The sequence below is a fragment of the Massilia sp. Root351 genome (assembly GCF_001425045.1).
Taxonomy (GTDB): Bacteria; Pseudomonadota; Gammaproteobacteria; order Burkholderiales; family Burkholderiaceae_D; genus Rugamonas.
The window spans coordinates 138,508-153,057 of record NZ_LMDJ01000004.1 but is presented as its reverse complement, the minus strand read 5'-3'; the positions used below and the strand labels follow the sequence as shown (position 1 = coordinate 153,057).

Here is a 14,550-nt window from a genome sequence, read left to right as displayed (position 1 = left end):
CTTATGCTTTGATCTTGAATGAATCGGCGTAGGCCTTCGGATTCTTGCCGTCCCAGGTGGTGCCGTCGATCAGCTTGACGCTGCGTAGCGGCGCTTTCGGCACCGCCACTTTGGCCATGGCGGCAGCGTCCTTGTACACGTCGATCTGGTTGATCTGCGTGGCCACGGCCAGGTAGTCCGGCTCGGCCTTGAGCAGGCCCCAGCGCTTTTGCTGCGTAAGGAACCACATGCCGTCCGACAGGTAGGGGAAGTTCACCGAGCCGTCGTTGTAGAACTTCATCGAGTTCGGGTCGTCCCAGGTCTTGCCCAGGCCATTCTGGTAGCGTCCCAGGATGCGCTGGTTGATCACGTCCACCGAGGTGTTCACATAGGACTTGTCGGCGATGGTTTCAGCCATCTTCATCTTGTTCGACAGCGACGCGTCGATCCAGCGGCTGGCGTCGAGAATGGCGGCGGTCAGTGCGCGCGCGGTATTGGGATACTTCTTCACCCACTCGGCGCTGGTGCCCAGCACCTTTTCCGGGTGGTCGCGCCAGATCTCCTGGGTGGTGGTGGCGGTGATGCCGATGCCGTCCACGATGGCGCGGTGGTTCCAAGGCTCGCCCACGCAGAAGCCGTCCATGTTCCCGATGCGCATATTGGCCACCATCTGCGGCGGCGGCACCGTGATCACCTTGGCGTCCTTCATCGGATTGATGCCGTAGCTGGCCAGCCAGTAGTACAGCCACATGGCGTGGGTACCGGTGGGGAAGGTCTGCGCGAAGGAGTACTCGCGCGGGTCTTTCTTCATCAGCGCGGCCAGCGAGGGACCGTCCACGCCGCCCTTGTCGGCCACCTTTTTGGACAGCGTGATGGCCTGGCCGTTGTGGTTCAGGTTCATCAGCACGGCCATGTCTTTTTTGGGGCCGCCCGCGCCCAGGTGCACGCCGTAGACCAGGCCGTACAGCACGTGCGCCGCATCCAGCTCGCCGTTGACCAGCTTGTCACGCACGCCGGGCCAGGACGATTCCTTGCTCGGCACGATCTTGATGCCGTACTTCTTGTCGAAGCCCAGCACGGACGCCATCACCACCGACGCGCAGTCGGTGAGCGGGATGAAACCGACTTTGACCTCTTCCTTTTCAGGCTTGTCCGAGCCGGCGGCCCAGACGCCTTGCGTGGCAAGGCCGGAGAGTGCGGTGGCGGCGCCGGCTTTCAACAGGCTGCGGCGAGTCAAGCTGATTTTGCTGTCCATCTTATCCCCATGCTAGTTTGTGAACTGCGGCAGGCGGACGCCTGCCCTGCAACTAGCTTTGCAATAGCTGTGCCAGGCCACGGAACGCGCAAATACGGGGCTTTATGCCGCTTGGCGGGGAAAGAAATGTATTTTCGGCACCGACATTGTGCGGTGCACCAAAAGCAGGCGCACCGCAACACGGCACGCGCGGCGGAGCGCTAGGCGGAGGGCACCAAAATGGGTTCGGCGCGCAGGCGCCCGGCCATCAGGTCGACAAAACTGCGGATGCGGGCCGAGCCCTGGCGGCTATCGCGGTGCACGATGCTTACCGGCACGCCGGGCGTGGCATACTGTTCCAACAACAAAGTCAGCTCGCCGGACGCCAGCAGCGCCTCGGCCTGGTAGGACAGCAGGCGGGTAATGCCGAAGCCGCGCCGCACCGCCTCGATGGCCGCGTCGTTGCTGTTGACCACCAGGCGCGGCTTGAAGCGCAGCGACTGGCTGCGGCCGGCGTTGGCGAAGCGCCAGTCCGGCGGTGTGCTGGAACCGGACGACATCACGATGACGTGTTGCGCCAGCGCCTCGGGACTGGACGGCGTGCCGTGTTCGGCCAGGTAGGCGGGCGAGGCGCAGATCACGCGCCGCACCTGGCCCACGGTGACGGCGCGCAAGCTGGAGTCGGGCAGCTCGCCGATGCGCACCGCCACGTCGATACCCTCCTCCATCATATTGGTGACGCGGTCGACGAACATGGCGCTGACCTCCATGCCCGGATAGCGGCGCAGGTACTCGACGATGCCGGGCGTGATGTACTGGCGGCCGAACAGCACCGGCGCCGTCACCGACAAGTGGCCGCGCGGCGCGGCGTTGCTGCCGGCGGCCGCCTCGTCGGCCTCGTCCACCTCGGCGATGATGCGGCGCGCGTCGTCCAGGTAGCGCTGGCCGGCCTCGGTGACGCGCACATGGCGCGTGCTGCGGTCCAGCAGGCGCACGCCGAGGCGCTCCTCCAGCGTGGCGATGGCGCGCGTGACAGCCGGCGGCGACATCCCCAGCCGGCGCGCCCCGCCGGCAAAGCTCTGCTCCTCGCCGACGGCGACGAACACCCCCATCACATGCAAACGGTCCATATCAGCTCTTTAGCAGTTTGATCTTCGGGAACAGGCCGGGGGCCCGTTCCGAAGCGAAATCGATGAACAGCCGCACGCGCTGCGGCATCTGGGTGCGCTGCTGGTAATACATATAGATGGCGCCGCTGGTCACCGTGGTGGACGGCAGCAGGTGCACCAGCGTGCCAGCGGCCAGGTGCTGCGCGGCCATGTAACCGGCCAGCTGGCCGATCGCCATGCCGGCCAGCACCGCTTCGGCTTCGGCTTCGGCGGTGTTGAAGCTGGTCACGGCGGGGATGTCCTTGTAGATCGTGCCGCCCTCGCCGTGCAGTTCCCACGGCATCAGCCGGCCCGTGTTGGGCTGGCGGAAGCCGGTGCAGCGGTGCGCCAGCAGGTCGTCCACGCTCTGCGGCGCGCCGTAGCGGGCAATGTAGGCCGGCGCCGCGCACACCAGCAGCGCCAGCTCGCCGATGCGGCGCGAGATCAGGTTGCGCTCGGGCGGGTTGCCGCCCCGGAAGCCGACGTCGATTTTGGCTTCGATCAGGTCGGTGAAATGGTCTTCCAGCAGCAAGTCGAAGCGCACGCCGGGGTGCAGCGCCTGGAAGTCGCGCACCAGCGGGATCAGCAGGTGGCTGCCGAAGGACGTGGGCGCGGCCACGCGGATCATGCCGTCCATGTCCTGCCGGCTGTTGCGCACCTGCTCCAGCGCCTCGTCCAGCAGGCGCAGGCCGGGATTGGCCAGCTCGAACAGGCGCTGGCCCTCCTCCGTCAAACTCAGGCTGCGCGTGGTGCGGTGGAACAGGCGCACGCCCAGGTTGTCCTCCAGCTGCCGCACCGCCTTGCTGACCGCCTGCGGCGACAGCCCCACCTCGGCCGCCGCCTGGCTGAAGCTGCCTGCGCGGACAACGCCGATGAAAAGGGTGATGACGCGGGATTTATCCATGCGCTCCTGTGTTCCATTTTATTTACAACCAAAGCGTGAAAATCAAACGCCTTTACGCTATCTAGTGTAACAGAGCTGCCCCGCATAAACTGGCTTGCATCACCCCCCCCACCCCTCTCAAGGAGACCAGCATGTCCAAAGTATGGTTCATTACCGGTGCATCCCGCGGCTTCGGCGTCCTGATGGCCAAAGACGCGCTGGCGCGCGGCGACAGCGTGGTCGCCACCGCCCGCAATCCGCAATCCGTCATCGACGCGCTGGGCGAACAGCCCAATCTGCTGGCCGTGCGCCTGGACGTGACGCAGGAAGCGGCCGCCGTGCTGGCCGCGCGCGCCGCCGTGGAGCGTTTCGGCCGCATCGACGTGCTGGTCAACAACGCCGGCTACGGCCTGCTGGGCGCGGTCGAGGAAGCCAGCGCCGAGGAAGTGCGCGCGCTGTACGACACCAACGTGTTCGGCCTGCTCAACGTCACCCGCGCCGTGCTGCCGCAGATGCGCAGGCAAGGCAGCGGCCATGTGATCAATATGTCGTCCGTGGGCGGCTACACGGCGGCGGCGGGCTGGGGCGTGTACGGCTCCACCAAGTTCGCGGTGGAAGGCATCAGCGAAGCGCTGGCCGAGGAAGTACGGCCGCTGGGCATCCACGTCACCGTGGTCGAGCCGGGCTACTTCCGCACCGGGTTCCTGGAGGGGAACTCGCTGGTATCCACCGGCGCGCAGCTGGGCGACTATGCCGCCACCGTGGGCGCCATGCGCACGCTGGCCGCCAGCATCAGCCTGAAGCAGCCGGGCGACCCGCGCAAGCTGTCGCTGGCCGTGCTGCAGCTGGCCGACACGGCGCAGCCGCCGGTGCGCCTGCTGCTGGGCAGCGACACGGTGCGCATGGTGCGCGAGAAGAACCGTTTCGTCGAGCAGGAGCTGGGCGCATGGATCGGCCTGTCGCTGTCGACCGACCACGACGACGTGCAGCAGCAAGCCGCCTAAGGCGGCGGGGCCGGCTGGGGTGGCGGGACCGGGGCGACCGGCGTGACGGGCAGCGCGCTGCCGCAATCCTTGCAGAAGCGCGCCAGCACCTCGTGGCCTTCGGCGCGGCAAGCCGGGCAGCGCCGCAGCGGCGCGTAGCCGGTACTGCGCTGGTAGGCGATCTCCGAGCTGATGATGCCGGTCGGCACCGCCAGGATGCCCCAGCCCAGCAGCATCATCAGCGACGCCACCGCGCGGCCCAGGTCGGTCTTCGGCACCAGGTCGCCGAAGCCGACCGTGGTGACGGTGCTGATGGCCCAATAGACGGCGGTGGGAATGCTGGTATAGCCGTGCCGCGGCCCCTCCACCAGGAACATCACCGTGCCCAGCAGCAGCACCACCATCATCACCACCGACAGGAACACCAGGATCTTGCGCCGGCTCGCCATCAGCGCGCGGCCCAGCATGCCGTACTCCTGGATGTACAGGGTGAGCTTGAAGATGCGGAACATGCGCAGCAGGCGCAGGATGCGGATATCGAGCAGCACATGCGCGCCCGGCACCAGCAGCGACGCATAGCTGGGCAGCACGGCCAGCAGGTCGATAACGCCGAAGAAGCTGCGCGCATAGCGCAGCGGGCGCTGCACGCACAGCAGGCGGCCGATGTATTCCACGGTAAACAGCGCCGTGAAGAACCACTCCGCCCATGTCAGCAGCGTGCCGTGCTTCCGCGCCACCGGCGCCATGCTCGACAGCACCACTACCGCCACGCTCAGCACGATGGCGCCGATCAGCGCCAGGTCGAACAGGCGTCCGGCGTAGGTATCCGACTCGAAGATCACCGCGTACAGGCGCGCGCGCCAGCCGCCGGCCGGCTTGCCGTAGTGCTGCAGGGGATCGGTGGATGCGCTCACGGGCGCCGGCGCGGCATGGGGCGGCGATTCAGTCGGGGTCATGGTCAAGTACAGGCATGGAATCCGGCCATGATACCGCGCCCCCACTCATCTGGAAGCACACCACAGCCGCGCGAGCCGCCGCTTGCCTAAAATGACGAACCCCCACCGTTTTGCGCCATCAATTTCCCCGTCATTTCACCGCCCCACATAGCTAAAGCAAGCTGAGCCGCATTTTGCCTAAAATCGGGGTCAGACCCCTGGTTTTGGCAAAATGCGGCTCAGGCTGCCGGGCGGGTGATGGGTCAGGGGGCGAGCAGGCCGGCGCGGGGCGGGGTCCAGGCGGGGATGTCGGCGGGACAGGCGCGGCCGGCAGTGGCGGCCAGGTCGAGCGCGGTGAAGTTGCCGCGCGGGGTGGTGGCGAAGCGCATGTCGGTGGCGACGCCGTCCACGATGGCGGGCATGCGCGCGAAGCGCAGCCAGGCCGCCAGCCAGCAGTTGCCGCCGTTCTGGGCGCGCAGGCCGGCCAGGCTGCCGCTTACCTGGCCGTACAGGTCGATGCCGGGCACGGCGGCGCTGTGCGGCGGCGGGTCGAGCAGGCCGGACGGGCATTGCTGCGGCGGCAGCCAGTCCGGCGCCAGGCTGATCAGCCCGCGCCGCAGGCGGTAGCGGTCGGCCGCTGCGTCGGCTTCGATCGATACGAAGACCCAGCACAGCGGCTGCGCCGGGAAGGCGGTCATGGCCACGTCGTGAATGCGCGATTGCGGATCGGCTGCCTGCAGCGCTGCCAGCACCCGCTGGCGCCCGACCGTGCTGGCCACGCCTTGCGCGGCGACAAAGCCGGCGCACAGCAGCAGCGCCAGCGCCATGGCGCGCCGGCTGCGGCGCCGCGCGGCCTTCAGCACGGCCAGCCCGGCGCCCAGCGCCAGCAGGCCGGCCAGCGAGACCGCGCCCAGGAAGCCGCGCGCAGTGAAATAGCACAGCACGCCAGCCAGCCCCGCCAGCAGCAGCCAGCGCAGCCACGGCCAGCCCACCGCCATGATCAGCGGCACGCCGAACGCGACCCAGAACACGGGTTCGACTATGAAGATCATGTCGCCGTAGAACCAGCGCCCGTCGAACGGGTAAAACGGGTGCACGCCGTAGGAGTTGAGGAAGTCCATGCCGATGTGCAGCAGGAAGCCGAGCACCACCGCCGCCGCCAGCCCGGCGCGGGCCTGATGGCTGCGCCGCAGCAGCGCGCGCGCGTTCGGCCAAAGCAGCCACAGCAGCGCCACCAGCAGCAGCGCCTGCGGCACTTCGTACAGCAGGGTGTGGGTGTGGCCGCGATGGTGCAGCAGGTAGCCGAGCGGATCGGGCAGCAGCTTGGTCAGCAACAGGTCCAGATCGGGAAAATTGCTGGCCGCGGCGCAGGCGGTGAGCAAGAGGCGGTGGCGGGTGCGCTGGCCCGCCTCGTCCGGTTCGGCGGGCAGGCTGCGCTGCACCAGTTCGCCGACGCCCAGGCCGACGACGGTGTGGGTGATGTTGTCCATTAATCTTCTGCGAAAAGCTGCTCGAGGCGGCGCGGGTAGTGGTTGAGGAAATCGCGCGTGACGGCGTAGTGTTCGGTGTCCTCGTACGCCATCTCGGTGATGCCGCTGGCGTCGAAGCAGTAGATCTTCGCGTTCGGGTAGGCCAGCAGGATAGGCGAGTGGGTGACGATGATGAACTGCGACGCTTGCTGCACCAGCTGGTGGATGGCCGACAGCGCGGCCAGCTGGCGATTGGGCGACAGCGCCGCTTCCGGCTCGTCCAGCAGGTACAGCCCCTGTCCCCGGAATTTTTCCAGCAAGACGGTCATGAACGCTTCGCCGTGCGAGCGCGAGTGCAGTTTGCGGTTACCGTAGCCGGTGGCACCGGGCATGTCGTCGATGTAGGTGGCGACGTTGTAGAAGCTCTCGGCGCGCAGGAAGTAGCCGTCGCGCGGGCGGCGGAAACTGCGCGAGAGCCTGAGCTGGTCCTGCAGCGTGGAGCCGGCGCGCGCGGTGTTGAGCAGGGTGTTGTGGATGGTGCCGCCTTCGATGCCGAAGCCCAGCGCCAGCGCCAGCGCTTCCAGCAGTGTCGATTTGCCGCTGCCGTTCTCGCCGACGAAGAAGGTGACGTCGGCGTGGAATGCCAGTTCGCGCAGCTCGCGCACGGCCGGCACGCAGTAGGGGAACAGCGCCAGGTCGACGCCGGGGCCGTACGCGGCGCTGACGCTTTGCAGGTAGGGCTTGGCTTGCAGTCCGCGCACTAGCGCTGCACCTCGACGCCGTGCCAGAAGGCGATGTGGTCCTTGATGTGCTGCGCCTTGTCGGACGGGTGGCGGTAGAACCAGGCGGCGTCCTCGTTGACCTTGCCGTCCACCACCAGGTGGTAGTAGTTGGCCGTGCCTTTCCACGGGCAGGTGGTGGTGTGCACGCTGTCCTGCAGGTACTCTTCGTTCACTTTCCCGATCGGGAAATAGACGTTGTTCTCGACGATCTGCACTTCGTCGTCGTTCGCTTCGGCGATCACTTCGCCGTTCCAGATTGCTTTAGGCATGGCTGCCTCCTGTGAACTGAATCAGCTTTCCACCCGGTCGCGCCCGTTGGCCTTGGCGCGTGCCAGCGCCTGTTCGGCCGCGCGCAGCAGGCTGTCGCCGTCGTTGATGTCCATGTGGTTGAACGAGCCGACGCCGATACTGGCCGTGACCGGCAGCAGGCGCCCGGCTTCGCGGTGGATCTGCGCGGCGATCTTGCCGCGCAGGTTGTCGGCGAGCTTGAGCGCGCCCTCCTTCGGCGTGTTCGGCAGCAGCACGCAGATTTCCTGGCCGCCGTAGCGCCCGGCCAGGTCGATGACGCGCACGTTTTCGCGCACCAGGCGGCCAACATTGGCCAACACCAGGTCGCCCGCCTCGTGCCCATGGCGTTCATTGACGGCCTTGAAGCCATCCAGGTCGATCAGCAGCGCCGACAGCGGGGTGCGGAAGCGGCGCGTGCGCGCCACTTCGAAACTCAGCTTGCCCAGCAGCGCGCGCCGGTTGTGCAGGCCAGTCAGTTCATCGGTGGTGGCCAGCTCTGCCAGCTGGGCCTGGGCCGCCTGCAGCGCGCAGCGGGCGGCGCGCGCCTCCAGCAGCGCCATGGCCTGGGCGGCCAGGCGGCGCAGGCTGCGCGCCTGGGCGTGGTCCAGCCGGCCCGGCTTGACGTCCATCACGCTCAGGGCGCCGATGGCGTAGCCGTCCGGCGTGATGAGCGCGGCGCTGCTGTACATGCGCAGACGGGGCGCTGCCTGCGTCAGCGGCATGCGGGCAGTGCGCGGGTCGGCGCTCAGGTCTTCGATTTCAGTGGCCTGCTGCCCCAGCACGGCCAGCGAGCAATAGCTTTGCCCGCGCGGCAGCGTATCGGTGGGCATGCCGCTGGCGGCCAGGATCCAGGCATGCTCGGCGTCCACCAGGGTGACCTGGGCGTAAGGCACGCCGCACAGCTGCGCGGCAAGCTCGGCGAGGAAGGCGAGTTCTTCGCAGCCCGGCATGTGCAGCGCGTGGTAGCGCTGCAGCGCCGCCACGCGGCGGCTGTCGTCCGGCGGGATTGCGCAGCTGAACGGATGGGCGCCCAACGGATGTATATTCTCTGCAGCCAGCATGAACCTTCCCTTCGTAGCGTCGTTGCGCTTGTCTAGTGTATAAGCTTCGGTGCTACATAGACAAGTTTAGCGCAAGCCCGCGCCGGCAGCAAATCGGCAGGGCTCAGCCGCCGGCCATGATCTGGCGCAGCGCGCGCTCGAACAGCTCGGCCGGCTGGCCGCCCGAGATCAGGTGGCGGTCGTTGATGATGACGGCCGGCACCGAGCTGATGCCCTGGCCCTGGTAGAACTGCTCGGCGGCGCGCACGTCCGCAGCGTAGCGGTCCGAGGCCAGCACGGCCGCCGCGCCTTGCGCATCCAGCCCGGCCTTGACGGCGGCCGCCTGCAGCACCGCGTGCGCGCTCGGGTCTTCGCCTTCGGTGAAGTAGGCGGTAAACAGGGCGTGCTTCAGCGCGCGCTGCTTGCCCCCGCCCTGCTCGCCGGCCCAGTGCAGCAGGCGGTGCGCGTCGAAGGTGTTATAGATGCGGCTGCGCTTGCCCATCGCAAAGTCGAAGCCGACCTCGGCGCCGCGCTGGCGTATCATGGCGCGCGACTGTTCCTGCTGCTCCGGCGTGGCGCCGTATTTCTGGGTGATGTGTTCGGTGATGTCCTGCCCTTGCGGCCCCATGTTGGGGTTCAGTTCGAAGGGCTGGAAGTGCAGCGCGGGGGCCGCCTCGGCGCCGATGTTCTTCAGCGCGGTTTCCAGCGCGTTCAGGCCCACGGCGCACCAGGGGCAGGAAACGTCGGAAACGAAATCGATTTTGATGGGGGTGGTCATGGCGGCCTCGCAGAGTGAATCCCTGCAAGATGGGGCCGCCACGGCCTATTTCAACGCTTACTTCTTTTTCGCCGCCTTGGCCGCGCCGGCGCTCTTGCTGCCGATGCGGCTTTCCTTGCCGGCCATCAGGTTGGAGATGTTGGCGCTGTGGCGGAACAGCAGCAGCATGCTCATGGCCGCGACCGCCAGCAAAATGGCGTCGATGCCGAACAGCAAGCCATAGTAGAACGGCGCGAACACGGCGGCGGCCAGCGCGGCCAGCGACGAGTAGCGGAAGGCATAAGCGACCACCAGCCAGGTGGCCAGGGTCGCCAGGCCCAGCCAGACATTCAGGCCCAGCAGCACGCCGGCGGCGGTCGCCACGCCCTTGCCGCCCACGAAGCGGAAGAAGATCGGCCACAAGTGGCCCAGGAACACGGCAATGGCCACCAGCGCGATGGCGACGTCGCCCACGCCCAGCTGTTCCTGGTAGCGCACCGCCAGCCATACCGCCAGCCAGCCCTTGGCGGCGTCGCCGATCAGGGTGGCAATGGCGGCTTTTTTGTTACCGCTGCGCAACACGTTGGTCGCCCCCGGGTTCTTGGAACCGTAGGTGCGCGGATCGGCAATGCCGAACAGTCTGCTCGCCACCACGGCAAACGAGATCGAGCCCAGCAGGTAGGCGCCCACGGCCATCGCCACTGTCATCAGTGCTGTATTCATAGCTATCCTTCTTGTTCTATTTTCGCCGGCCACTGCGGCGCGGCTGACGACTATACAACAAGCGGCCGTCAGTCAGCCAGTGCGCAATGCACGGGTCTGGCCGCGATCAAGTCCAGCAGCACCTGCGGCCGGATGCCGACCAGGTAGCCGCGCCGTCCGCCATTGATGTAAATCGTCTCCAGCGCCAGGATGGATTCCTCCACATAGACCGGCAAGGCTTTCTTGGTGCCGAACGGCGAGGTGCCGCCCACCAGGTAGCCGGAATGGCGCTGCGCCACCTCCGGCTTGCACGGCTCGACCGACTTGCAGCCGATGCCGCGCGCCAGGTTCTTGGTCGACACCTTGCAGTCGCCATGCATCAGCACGATCAGCGGCCTGGCCGCTTCGTCCTGCATCACCAGCGTCTTGACGACGGTGTGCTCGTCCACGCCAAGCTCGCGCGCCGACACCGTGGTGCCGCCGTGTTCCTGGTAGTCATAAGGGTGTTCGGAGAACGCCACCTTGTGCTTGCGCAGCATCTGGGTCGCCGGGGTTTCCGAAATATGCTCTTTTTTGGCCATGCCGTGATACGCTAACCGTTCAATAGGAGTTTCGTTATGCGGGAAGAAATTCGCTTCGCGACGTTTAATGTCTGCAATCTCGCCCCGCCGGGCGCTCAATTGTACGATAACCTGCCGCCGCTTTCTGAACAGGAATACGAGGCCAAGGCGGCGTGGACCGCGCAGCAGCTGGACCAGCTCGACGCCGACGTGGTCGCTTTCCAGGAGATCTTTTCGCAGGCAGCGCTGCGCGACGTGCTGTCGCGCACCCGCAAGTACCAGGACGCCATCCACGCCGGCTTCGACCCGGACCCGCACGCCACCCGCCTGACGCCCAACGTGGCGCTGGTGTCGCGCCTGCCGCTGGCGGCGCCGCCCGCGGTGTACGCCGAGTTTCCGCAAGGCGTGGTGTCCGACTCCGGCAATCCCGATGCCGACCGCTTCGCGCGCGCGCCGCTGCACGCGCAGGTGGTGCTGCGCAACGAGACCGTGGTGGACGTGGTGGTGGTGCACCTGAAGTCGCGCCGCCCCGACTACCGGCGCGACGACTGCGGCGAGGACCCGCTGCACTTCGCACTGGCCAACCTGCGCTCGCTGGTGTGGCGCGGCACCGAGGCGGTGGCGCTGCGTGTGCTGCTGAGCAAGGTGATGAAGGACGGCAAGCGCCCGTGCATCGTCATGGGCGACTTCAACGACACGGCCGACGCCGTCACCACCACCATCGTGCTGGGCGCTAACCCGTCCTGCGAACCGGGCGAAGCGCTGCGCGGGCGCATGTTCGACTGCGCCCAGATCCAGCTGCGCCAGGACCATTTGCGGCAAGTGGGTTACACCACCGTGCACGAGGGGCATTACAGCACCATCGACCATGTGCTGGTGTCGGAGGAATTCCACCCGGATTCGCCGCGCGCCATCGGCGCGGTGTACGACGTGGCGTACATGAACGACCACCTGAGCCAGCAGCGGCCCGAGACCTCGGACCACGGCCAGGTGCTGGTGCGGCTCAGGCTGAAGTAAGCAGCGGCCCCAGCGCGCTGGCCCGCACTTGCGCGTCGGCCAGGTAGCCCTGGTACTGGTGGCAGCCCACGCTGCGCAGGAAGTTGAGCTGCTCGCGCGTTTCCACCCCTTCCGCGATGGCCACCATGTCCAGGCTGCGCGCCATGGCCACGATGGCGGTGATGACTGCCGTGTTGCCGTCCAGCGTATGGACGAAGGACCGGTCGATCTTCAGCTTGTCCACCGGATAGTCCTTCAGATAGCCCAGCCGCGAATAGCCGGTGCCGAAGTCGTCTATCGTCAAGCGCACGCCCAGGCCGTGCAGCGCCTGCAGCGTGTCCTGCGCGGCGTTGCCGCCCTTCATGATGATGGCCTCGGTCAGCTCCAGTTCCAGGCAGGACGGGTCCAGGCCGGACGCCGCCAGCGCGTCGCGCACGCTGGCCAGCAGGCCCTTCTGCGCGAACTGCGCCGCCGACAGGTTGACCGCCACCACCAGGCTGAACCCCGCCTGGCGCCAGCGCTGCGCGCTGCGGCAAGCCTGCTGCAGCACCCAGTTGCCGATGGGGATCATCAAGCCGGCGTCCTCCGCGGCCGACATGAAGCGCTCCGGGCGCAGCAGGCCCAGCTCGGGGTGGCGCCAGCGCAGCAGCGCTTCGACCCCCACCGGCGCCCCGCTGGCGATGTCCAGCTCGGCGTGGAAGGCCAGTTCGAACTGCTGCGTGCGCAGCGCCTGGCGCAAGCCGTTTTCCATCTGCACGCGCTCGGCGATCTGGGCGTGCATCTCGGCGTTGAAGAACTGGAAGCCGTTGCGCCCGCTCTCCTTGGCGTGGTACATGGCCACGTCCGCGTTGTTGATCAATTGCTCGATGCCGTCGCCGTCGTTGGGGTAGAGGCTGATGCCGATCGAGCCGGACACGTGCAGCGCGTGCGGCCCCAGCTGGAAGGGCTGGCCGATGGCGCTCAGCACGCTGCCGGCCACGTGCGCGGCCTGGTCCACGCCGCCGATGTCGGCCAGGATGATGAGAAATTCGTCGCCTCCCTGGCGGCTCACGGTGTCGGCGCCGCGCACGCACTTCACCAGCCGCGCAGCGATCTCCTTGAGCAGCTCGTCGCCCACCTGGTGGCCCAGCGTATCGTTGACGTCCTTGAAGCGGTCCAGGTCGATGAACAGGATGGCCAGCATGGTGTGGTTGCGGCGCGCCGACGCCAGCGCCAGGCTGAGCCGGTCCAGCAGCAGCACCCGGTTCGGCAGGTCGGTCAGGTAATCGTGCTCGGCCAGGTGGCGCGTGTGGTCTTCGCTGCGCTTGCGGTCGGTGATATCGGACAGCATGCCCATGTAGTTGCTGACCTGGTCGGCGCTGTCGCGGATGGTGGTCAGCGACAGCCAGCCGGGGAACAGTTCGCCGCTCTTGCGGCGGCAGCTCACTTCGCCCTGCCAGTGGCCGGTGGCGTCCATTTCCTGCCACACCTGGCGCTGGAAGTCGTCCGGCGCCACGCCGCCGTGGTGCAAGCGCAGCGGCCGCCCCAGCATGTCCTCGGCCGCATAACCGGTAATCAGCGTAAACGAGCGGTTGATGGCGATGATGGCGCGGTGGCGGTCGGTCAGCACGATGGCGTCGCGGCAGTTCTCGAACACCTGGGCCGCCAGGTGCAGCGTGCGCTCGGCCTGCTTGCGGGCGCCGATGTCGCGCACCACCACGTAGAACAGGTAGCCGTGGTCCAGGGAAATCGAGGTCATCAGCACTTCGGCCCAGAACGCCTCGCCGCTGCAGTTGACGAAGCGCCAGTCGTAGCGCAGGCTGCCGTCGCTGTGGCCGTAGTCCTCCATGCCGGGCAGCGGCGGCGTGCCGGCCGGCGACGGCTGCTGCTTGGAAAAGTCGCGCAGGCGCCGGCCCACGATGTCCTCCCGGTTGCGGCACTTGAACAGCGCCAGCGCGGCCGGGTTCAGGTCGGTGATGCGCTCGCCCTGCAGCATCAGGATGGCGTCGCTCGAACGCATGTACATCTGCAGGAAATTGACACCGGCCGCGCGCAGCGCCTCGTCCTCCAGGCGGCGCGCGGTGATGTCGGCGTCCACGCAGAACAGTTGCCGCACCACGCCGTCCTGCGCCACCGGAAACAGGGTGGAACTGACCCACAGCCGGCGTCCGCCGGCCGTGCTGACCTGCCAGTCCCGCGCCGGCTTGGTGCGTCCGCTGCGCCAGGCGTCCGCCAGCGCCTGCGCGCGCTGGTCCGCGCGCTCGTAGCTGAGCAGCCTGGCCAGCGGCCGGCCCAGCGCGCCCTCGGCCGGAATGCCGTACAGCTCGGCGCAGCTGTTGTTCCAGAACACCACATTGCCCGCATCGTCGATGCAATGCACGGCCACCAGCTGGGACGGCTCCACGGTGTCGATCAGGCGGGAAATCAGTTCCAGCGCGTCCGGCACCGGGACCGCGCCGGCGGCAGTGGCCGGGGGAGCGGCCGCGGGCGCGGCCGCGGGATGGGCCGGACCGGCGGCCGCGCCACCGGCAGGAGCCCCGGCCGGGGGACTGGAGGGCGGACTGGAGGGCGGACCGGGCCTGGCCGGCTCAGGCACGGCCGGGGCCGGCGCGTTGTTCGGTGCTTGCGGCTCCACATTGGCCTCGCTGCGGGTTGTGCCCGCTGGGGGCGTTCCATCCATCTTCACCCGGTCCGTGACGCAGGCATTGCGCTGCGTCAAAGGTGCGCCCTGCGACGATACCGTGCGGCACCTTCCATCCCGCCTTTTTGCAGTTCAGCCGCTCTTTTCACCGCTTTGTCGCACCGGCGTGGTGCG

The 14,550-nt window shown here is 67.7% G+C and carries 14 protein-coding genes; 2 read left to right on the top strand and 12 right to left on the bottom strand.

The window, feature by feature from the left end:
* Position 1 precedes the first annotated feature (1 nt).
* The 3 genes from ASD15_RS08840 to ASD15_RS08830 all read right to left on the bottom strand — a co-directional run bounded on the left by ASD15_RS08840 (position 2) and on the right by ASD15_RS08830 (position 3,265).
* On the bottom strand, positions 2–1,234 hold the full coding sequence (locus ASD15_RS08840) for a CmpA/NrtA family ABC transporter substrate-binding protein (protein WP_057154466.1): 1,233 nt from the start codon (positions 1,232–1,234) through the stop codon (positions 2–4).
* A gap of 200 nt (positions 1,235–1,434) precedes the next feature.
* Complete coding sequence (locus ASD15_RS08835) at positions 1,435–2,343, bottom strand: LysR family transcriptional regulator (protein ID WP_057154465.1); 909 nt, start codon at positions 2,341–2,343, stop codon at positions 1,435–1,437.
* A gap of 1 nt (position 2,344) precedes the next feature.
* On the bottom strand, positions 2,345–3,265 hold the full coding sequence (locus tag ASD15_RS08830) for a LysR family transcriptional regulator (RefSeq protein WP_057154464.1): 921 nt from the start codon (positions 3,263–3,265) through the stop codon (positions 2,345–2,347).
* 131 nt (positions 3,266–3,396) lie between these two features.
* Here ASD15_RS08830 and ASD15_RS08825 point away from each other — a divergent pair, with 131 nt between their 5' ends.
* Positions 3,397–4,248: an oxidoreductase gene (locus ASD15_RS08825; RefSeq protein WP_057154463.1), complete on the top strand. Its 852-nt coding sequence runs from the start codon at positions 3,397–3,399 to the stop codon at positions 4,246–4,248.
* Here ASD15_RS08825 and ASD15_RS08820 read toward each other — a convergent pair.
* The 8 genes from ASD15_RS08820 to ybaK form a co-directional block, all read right to left on the bottom strand.
* Positions 4,245–5,183, bottom strand: coding sequence for an ion transporter (locus tag ASD15_RS08820; RefSeq protein ID WP_082551705.1), 939 nt, complete (start codon positions 5,181–5,183; stop codon positions 4,245–4,247). The two genes, ASD15_RS08825 and ASD15_RS08820, sit on opposite strands and share 4 nt — an antisense overlap.
* Positions 5,184–5,425: 242 nt before the next feature.
* The gene (locus ASD15_RS08815) at positions 5,426–6,652 is read right to left on the bottom strand and encodes a metal-dependent hydrolase (protein ID WP_157200867.1); all 1,227 of its coding nucleotides are present in this window, start codon (positions 6,650–6,652) and stop codon (positions 5,426–5,428) included.
* A complete protein-coding gene (locus tag ASD15_RS08810) occupies positions 6,652–7,392 on the bottom strand; it encodes an AAA family ATPase (protein WP_082551686.1) in 741 nt (246 codons plus the stop codon). Before ASD15_RS08810 ends, ASD15_RS08815 begins: the two co-directional genes overlap by 1 nt.
* The gene (locus ASD15_RS08805; protein ID WP_057154461.1) at positions 7,392–7,682 is read right to left on the bottom strand and encodes a DUF427 domain-containing protein; all 291 of its coding nucleotides are present in this window, start codon (positions 7,680–7,682) and stop codon (positions 7,392–7,394) included. The genes ASD15_RS08810 and ASD15_RS08805 overlap by 1 nt, the downstream gene beginning before the upstream one ends.
* Positions 7,683–7,703: 21 nt before the next feature.
* A complete protein-coding gene (locus tag ASD15_RS08800) occupies positions 7,704–8,762 on the bottom strand; it encodes a diguanylate cyclase (protein WP_057154460.1) in 1,059 nt (352 codons plus the stop codon).
* A 103-nt stretch (positions 8,763–8,865) separates the two neighbouring features.
* A complete protein-coding gene (locus tag ASD15_RS08795) occupies positions 8,866–9,519 on the bottom strand; it encodes a DsbA family oxidoreductase (RefSeq protein WP_057154459.1) in 654 nt (217 codons plus the stop codon).
* Between the two features lie 57 nt (positions 9,520–9,576).
* The gene (gene plsY, locus ASD15_RS08790; protein WP_057154458.1) at positions 9,577–10,221 is read right to left on the bottom strand and encodes a glycerol-3-phosphate 1-O-acyltransferase PlsY; all 645 of its coding nucleotides are present in this window, start codon (positions 10,219–10,221) and stop codon (positions 9,577–9,579) included.
* Positions 10,222–10,289: 68 nt separating this feature from the next.
* A complete protein-coding gene (gene ybaK, locus ASD15_RS08785) occupies positions 10,290–10,781 on the bottom strand; it encodes a Cys-tRNA(Pro) deacylase (protein ID WP_057154457.1) in 492 nt (163 codons plus the stop codon).
* Positions 10,782–10,817: 36 nt separating this feature from the next.
* Here ybaK and ASD15_RS08780 point away from each other — a divergent pair, with 36 nt between their 5' ends.
* Entirely contained in the window at positions 10,818–11,777 is a 960-nt protein-coding gene (locus ASD15_RS08780; protein WP_057154456.1) for an endonuclease/exonuclease/phosphatase family protein, read from the top strand.
* Here the strand turns inward: ASD15_RS08780 and ASD15_RS08775 are convergent.
* On the bottom strand, positions 11,764–14,454 hold the full coding sequence (locus ASD15_RS08775) for an EAL domain-containing protein (RefSeq protein ID WP_229418118.1): 2,691 nt from the start codon (positions 14,452–14,454) through the stop codon (positions 11,764–11,766). The two genes, ASD15_RS08780 and ASD15_RS08775, sit on opposite strands and share 14 nt — an antisense overlap.
* Positions 14,455–14,550 lie beyond the last annotated feature (96 nt).

Excerpts from the sequence above, each read along its gene's own strand:
- ASD15_RS08840 (WP_057154466.1), bottom strand. The coding sequence starts at position 1,234 with ATGGACAGCAAAATCAGCTTGACTCGCCGCAGCCTGTTGAAAGCCGGC.
- ybaK (WP_057154457.1), bottom strand. The coding sequence starts at position 10,781 with ATGGCCAAAAAAGAGCATATTTCGGAAACCCCGGCGACCCAGATGCTG.
- ASD15_RS08815 (WP_157200867.1), bottom strand. The coding sequence starts at position 6,652 with ATGGACAACATCACCCACACCGTCGTCGGCCTGGGCGTCGGCGAACTG.
- ASD15_RS08825 (WP_057154463.1), top strand. The coding sequence starts at position 3,397 with ATGTCCAAAGTATGGTTCATTACCGGTGCATCCCGCGGCTTCGGCGTC.
- ASD15_RS08830 (WP_057154464.1), bottom strand. The coding sequence starts at position 3,265 with ATGGATAAATCCCGCGTCATCACCCTTTTCATCGGCGTTGTCCGCGCA.
- ASD15_RS08800 (WP_057154460.1), bottom strand. The coding sequence starts at position 8,762 with ATGCTGGCTGCAGAGAATATACATCCGTTGGGCGCCCATCCGTTCAGC.
- plsY (WP_057154458.1), bottom strand. The coding sequence starts at position 10,221 with ATGAATACAGCACTGATGACAGTGGCGATGGCCGTGGGCGCCTACCTG.
- ASD15_RS08795 (WP_057154459.1), bottom strand. The coding sequence starts at position 9,519 with ATGACCACCCCCATCAAAATCGATTTCGTTTCCGACGTTTCCTGCCCC.
- ASD15_RS08820 (WP_082551705.1), bottom strand. The coding sequence starts at position 5,183 with ATGACCCCGACTGAATCGCCGCCCCATGCCGCGCCGGCGCCCGTGAGC.
- ASD15_RS08835 (WP_057154465.1), bottom strand. The coding sequence starts at position 2,343 with ATGGACCGTTTGCATGTGATGGGGGTGTTCGTCGCCGTCGGCGAGGAG.
- ASD15_RS08805 (WP_057154461.1), bottom strand. The coding sequence starts at position 7,682 with ATGCCTAAAGCAATCTGGAACGGCGAAGTGATCGCCGAAGCGAACGAC.
- ASD15_RS08780 (WP_057154456.1), top strand. The coding sequence starts at position 10,818 with ATGCGGGAAGAAATTCGCTTCGCGACGTTTAATGTCTGCAATCTCGCC.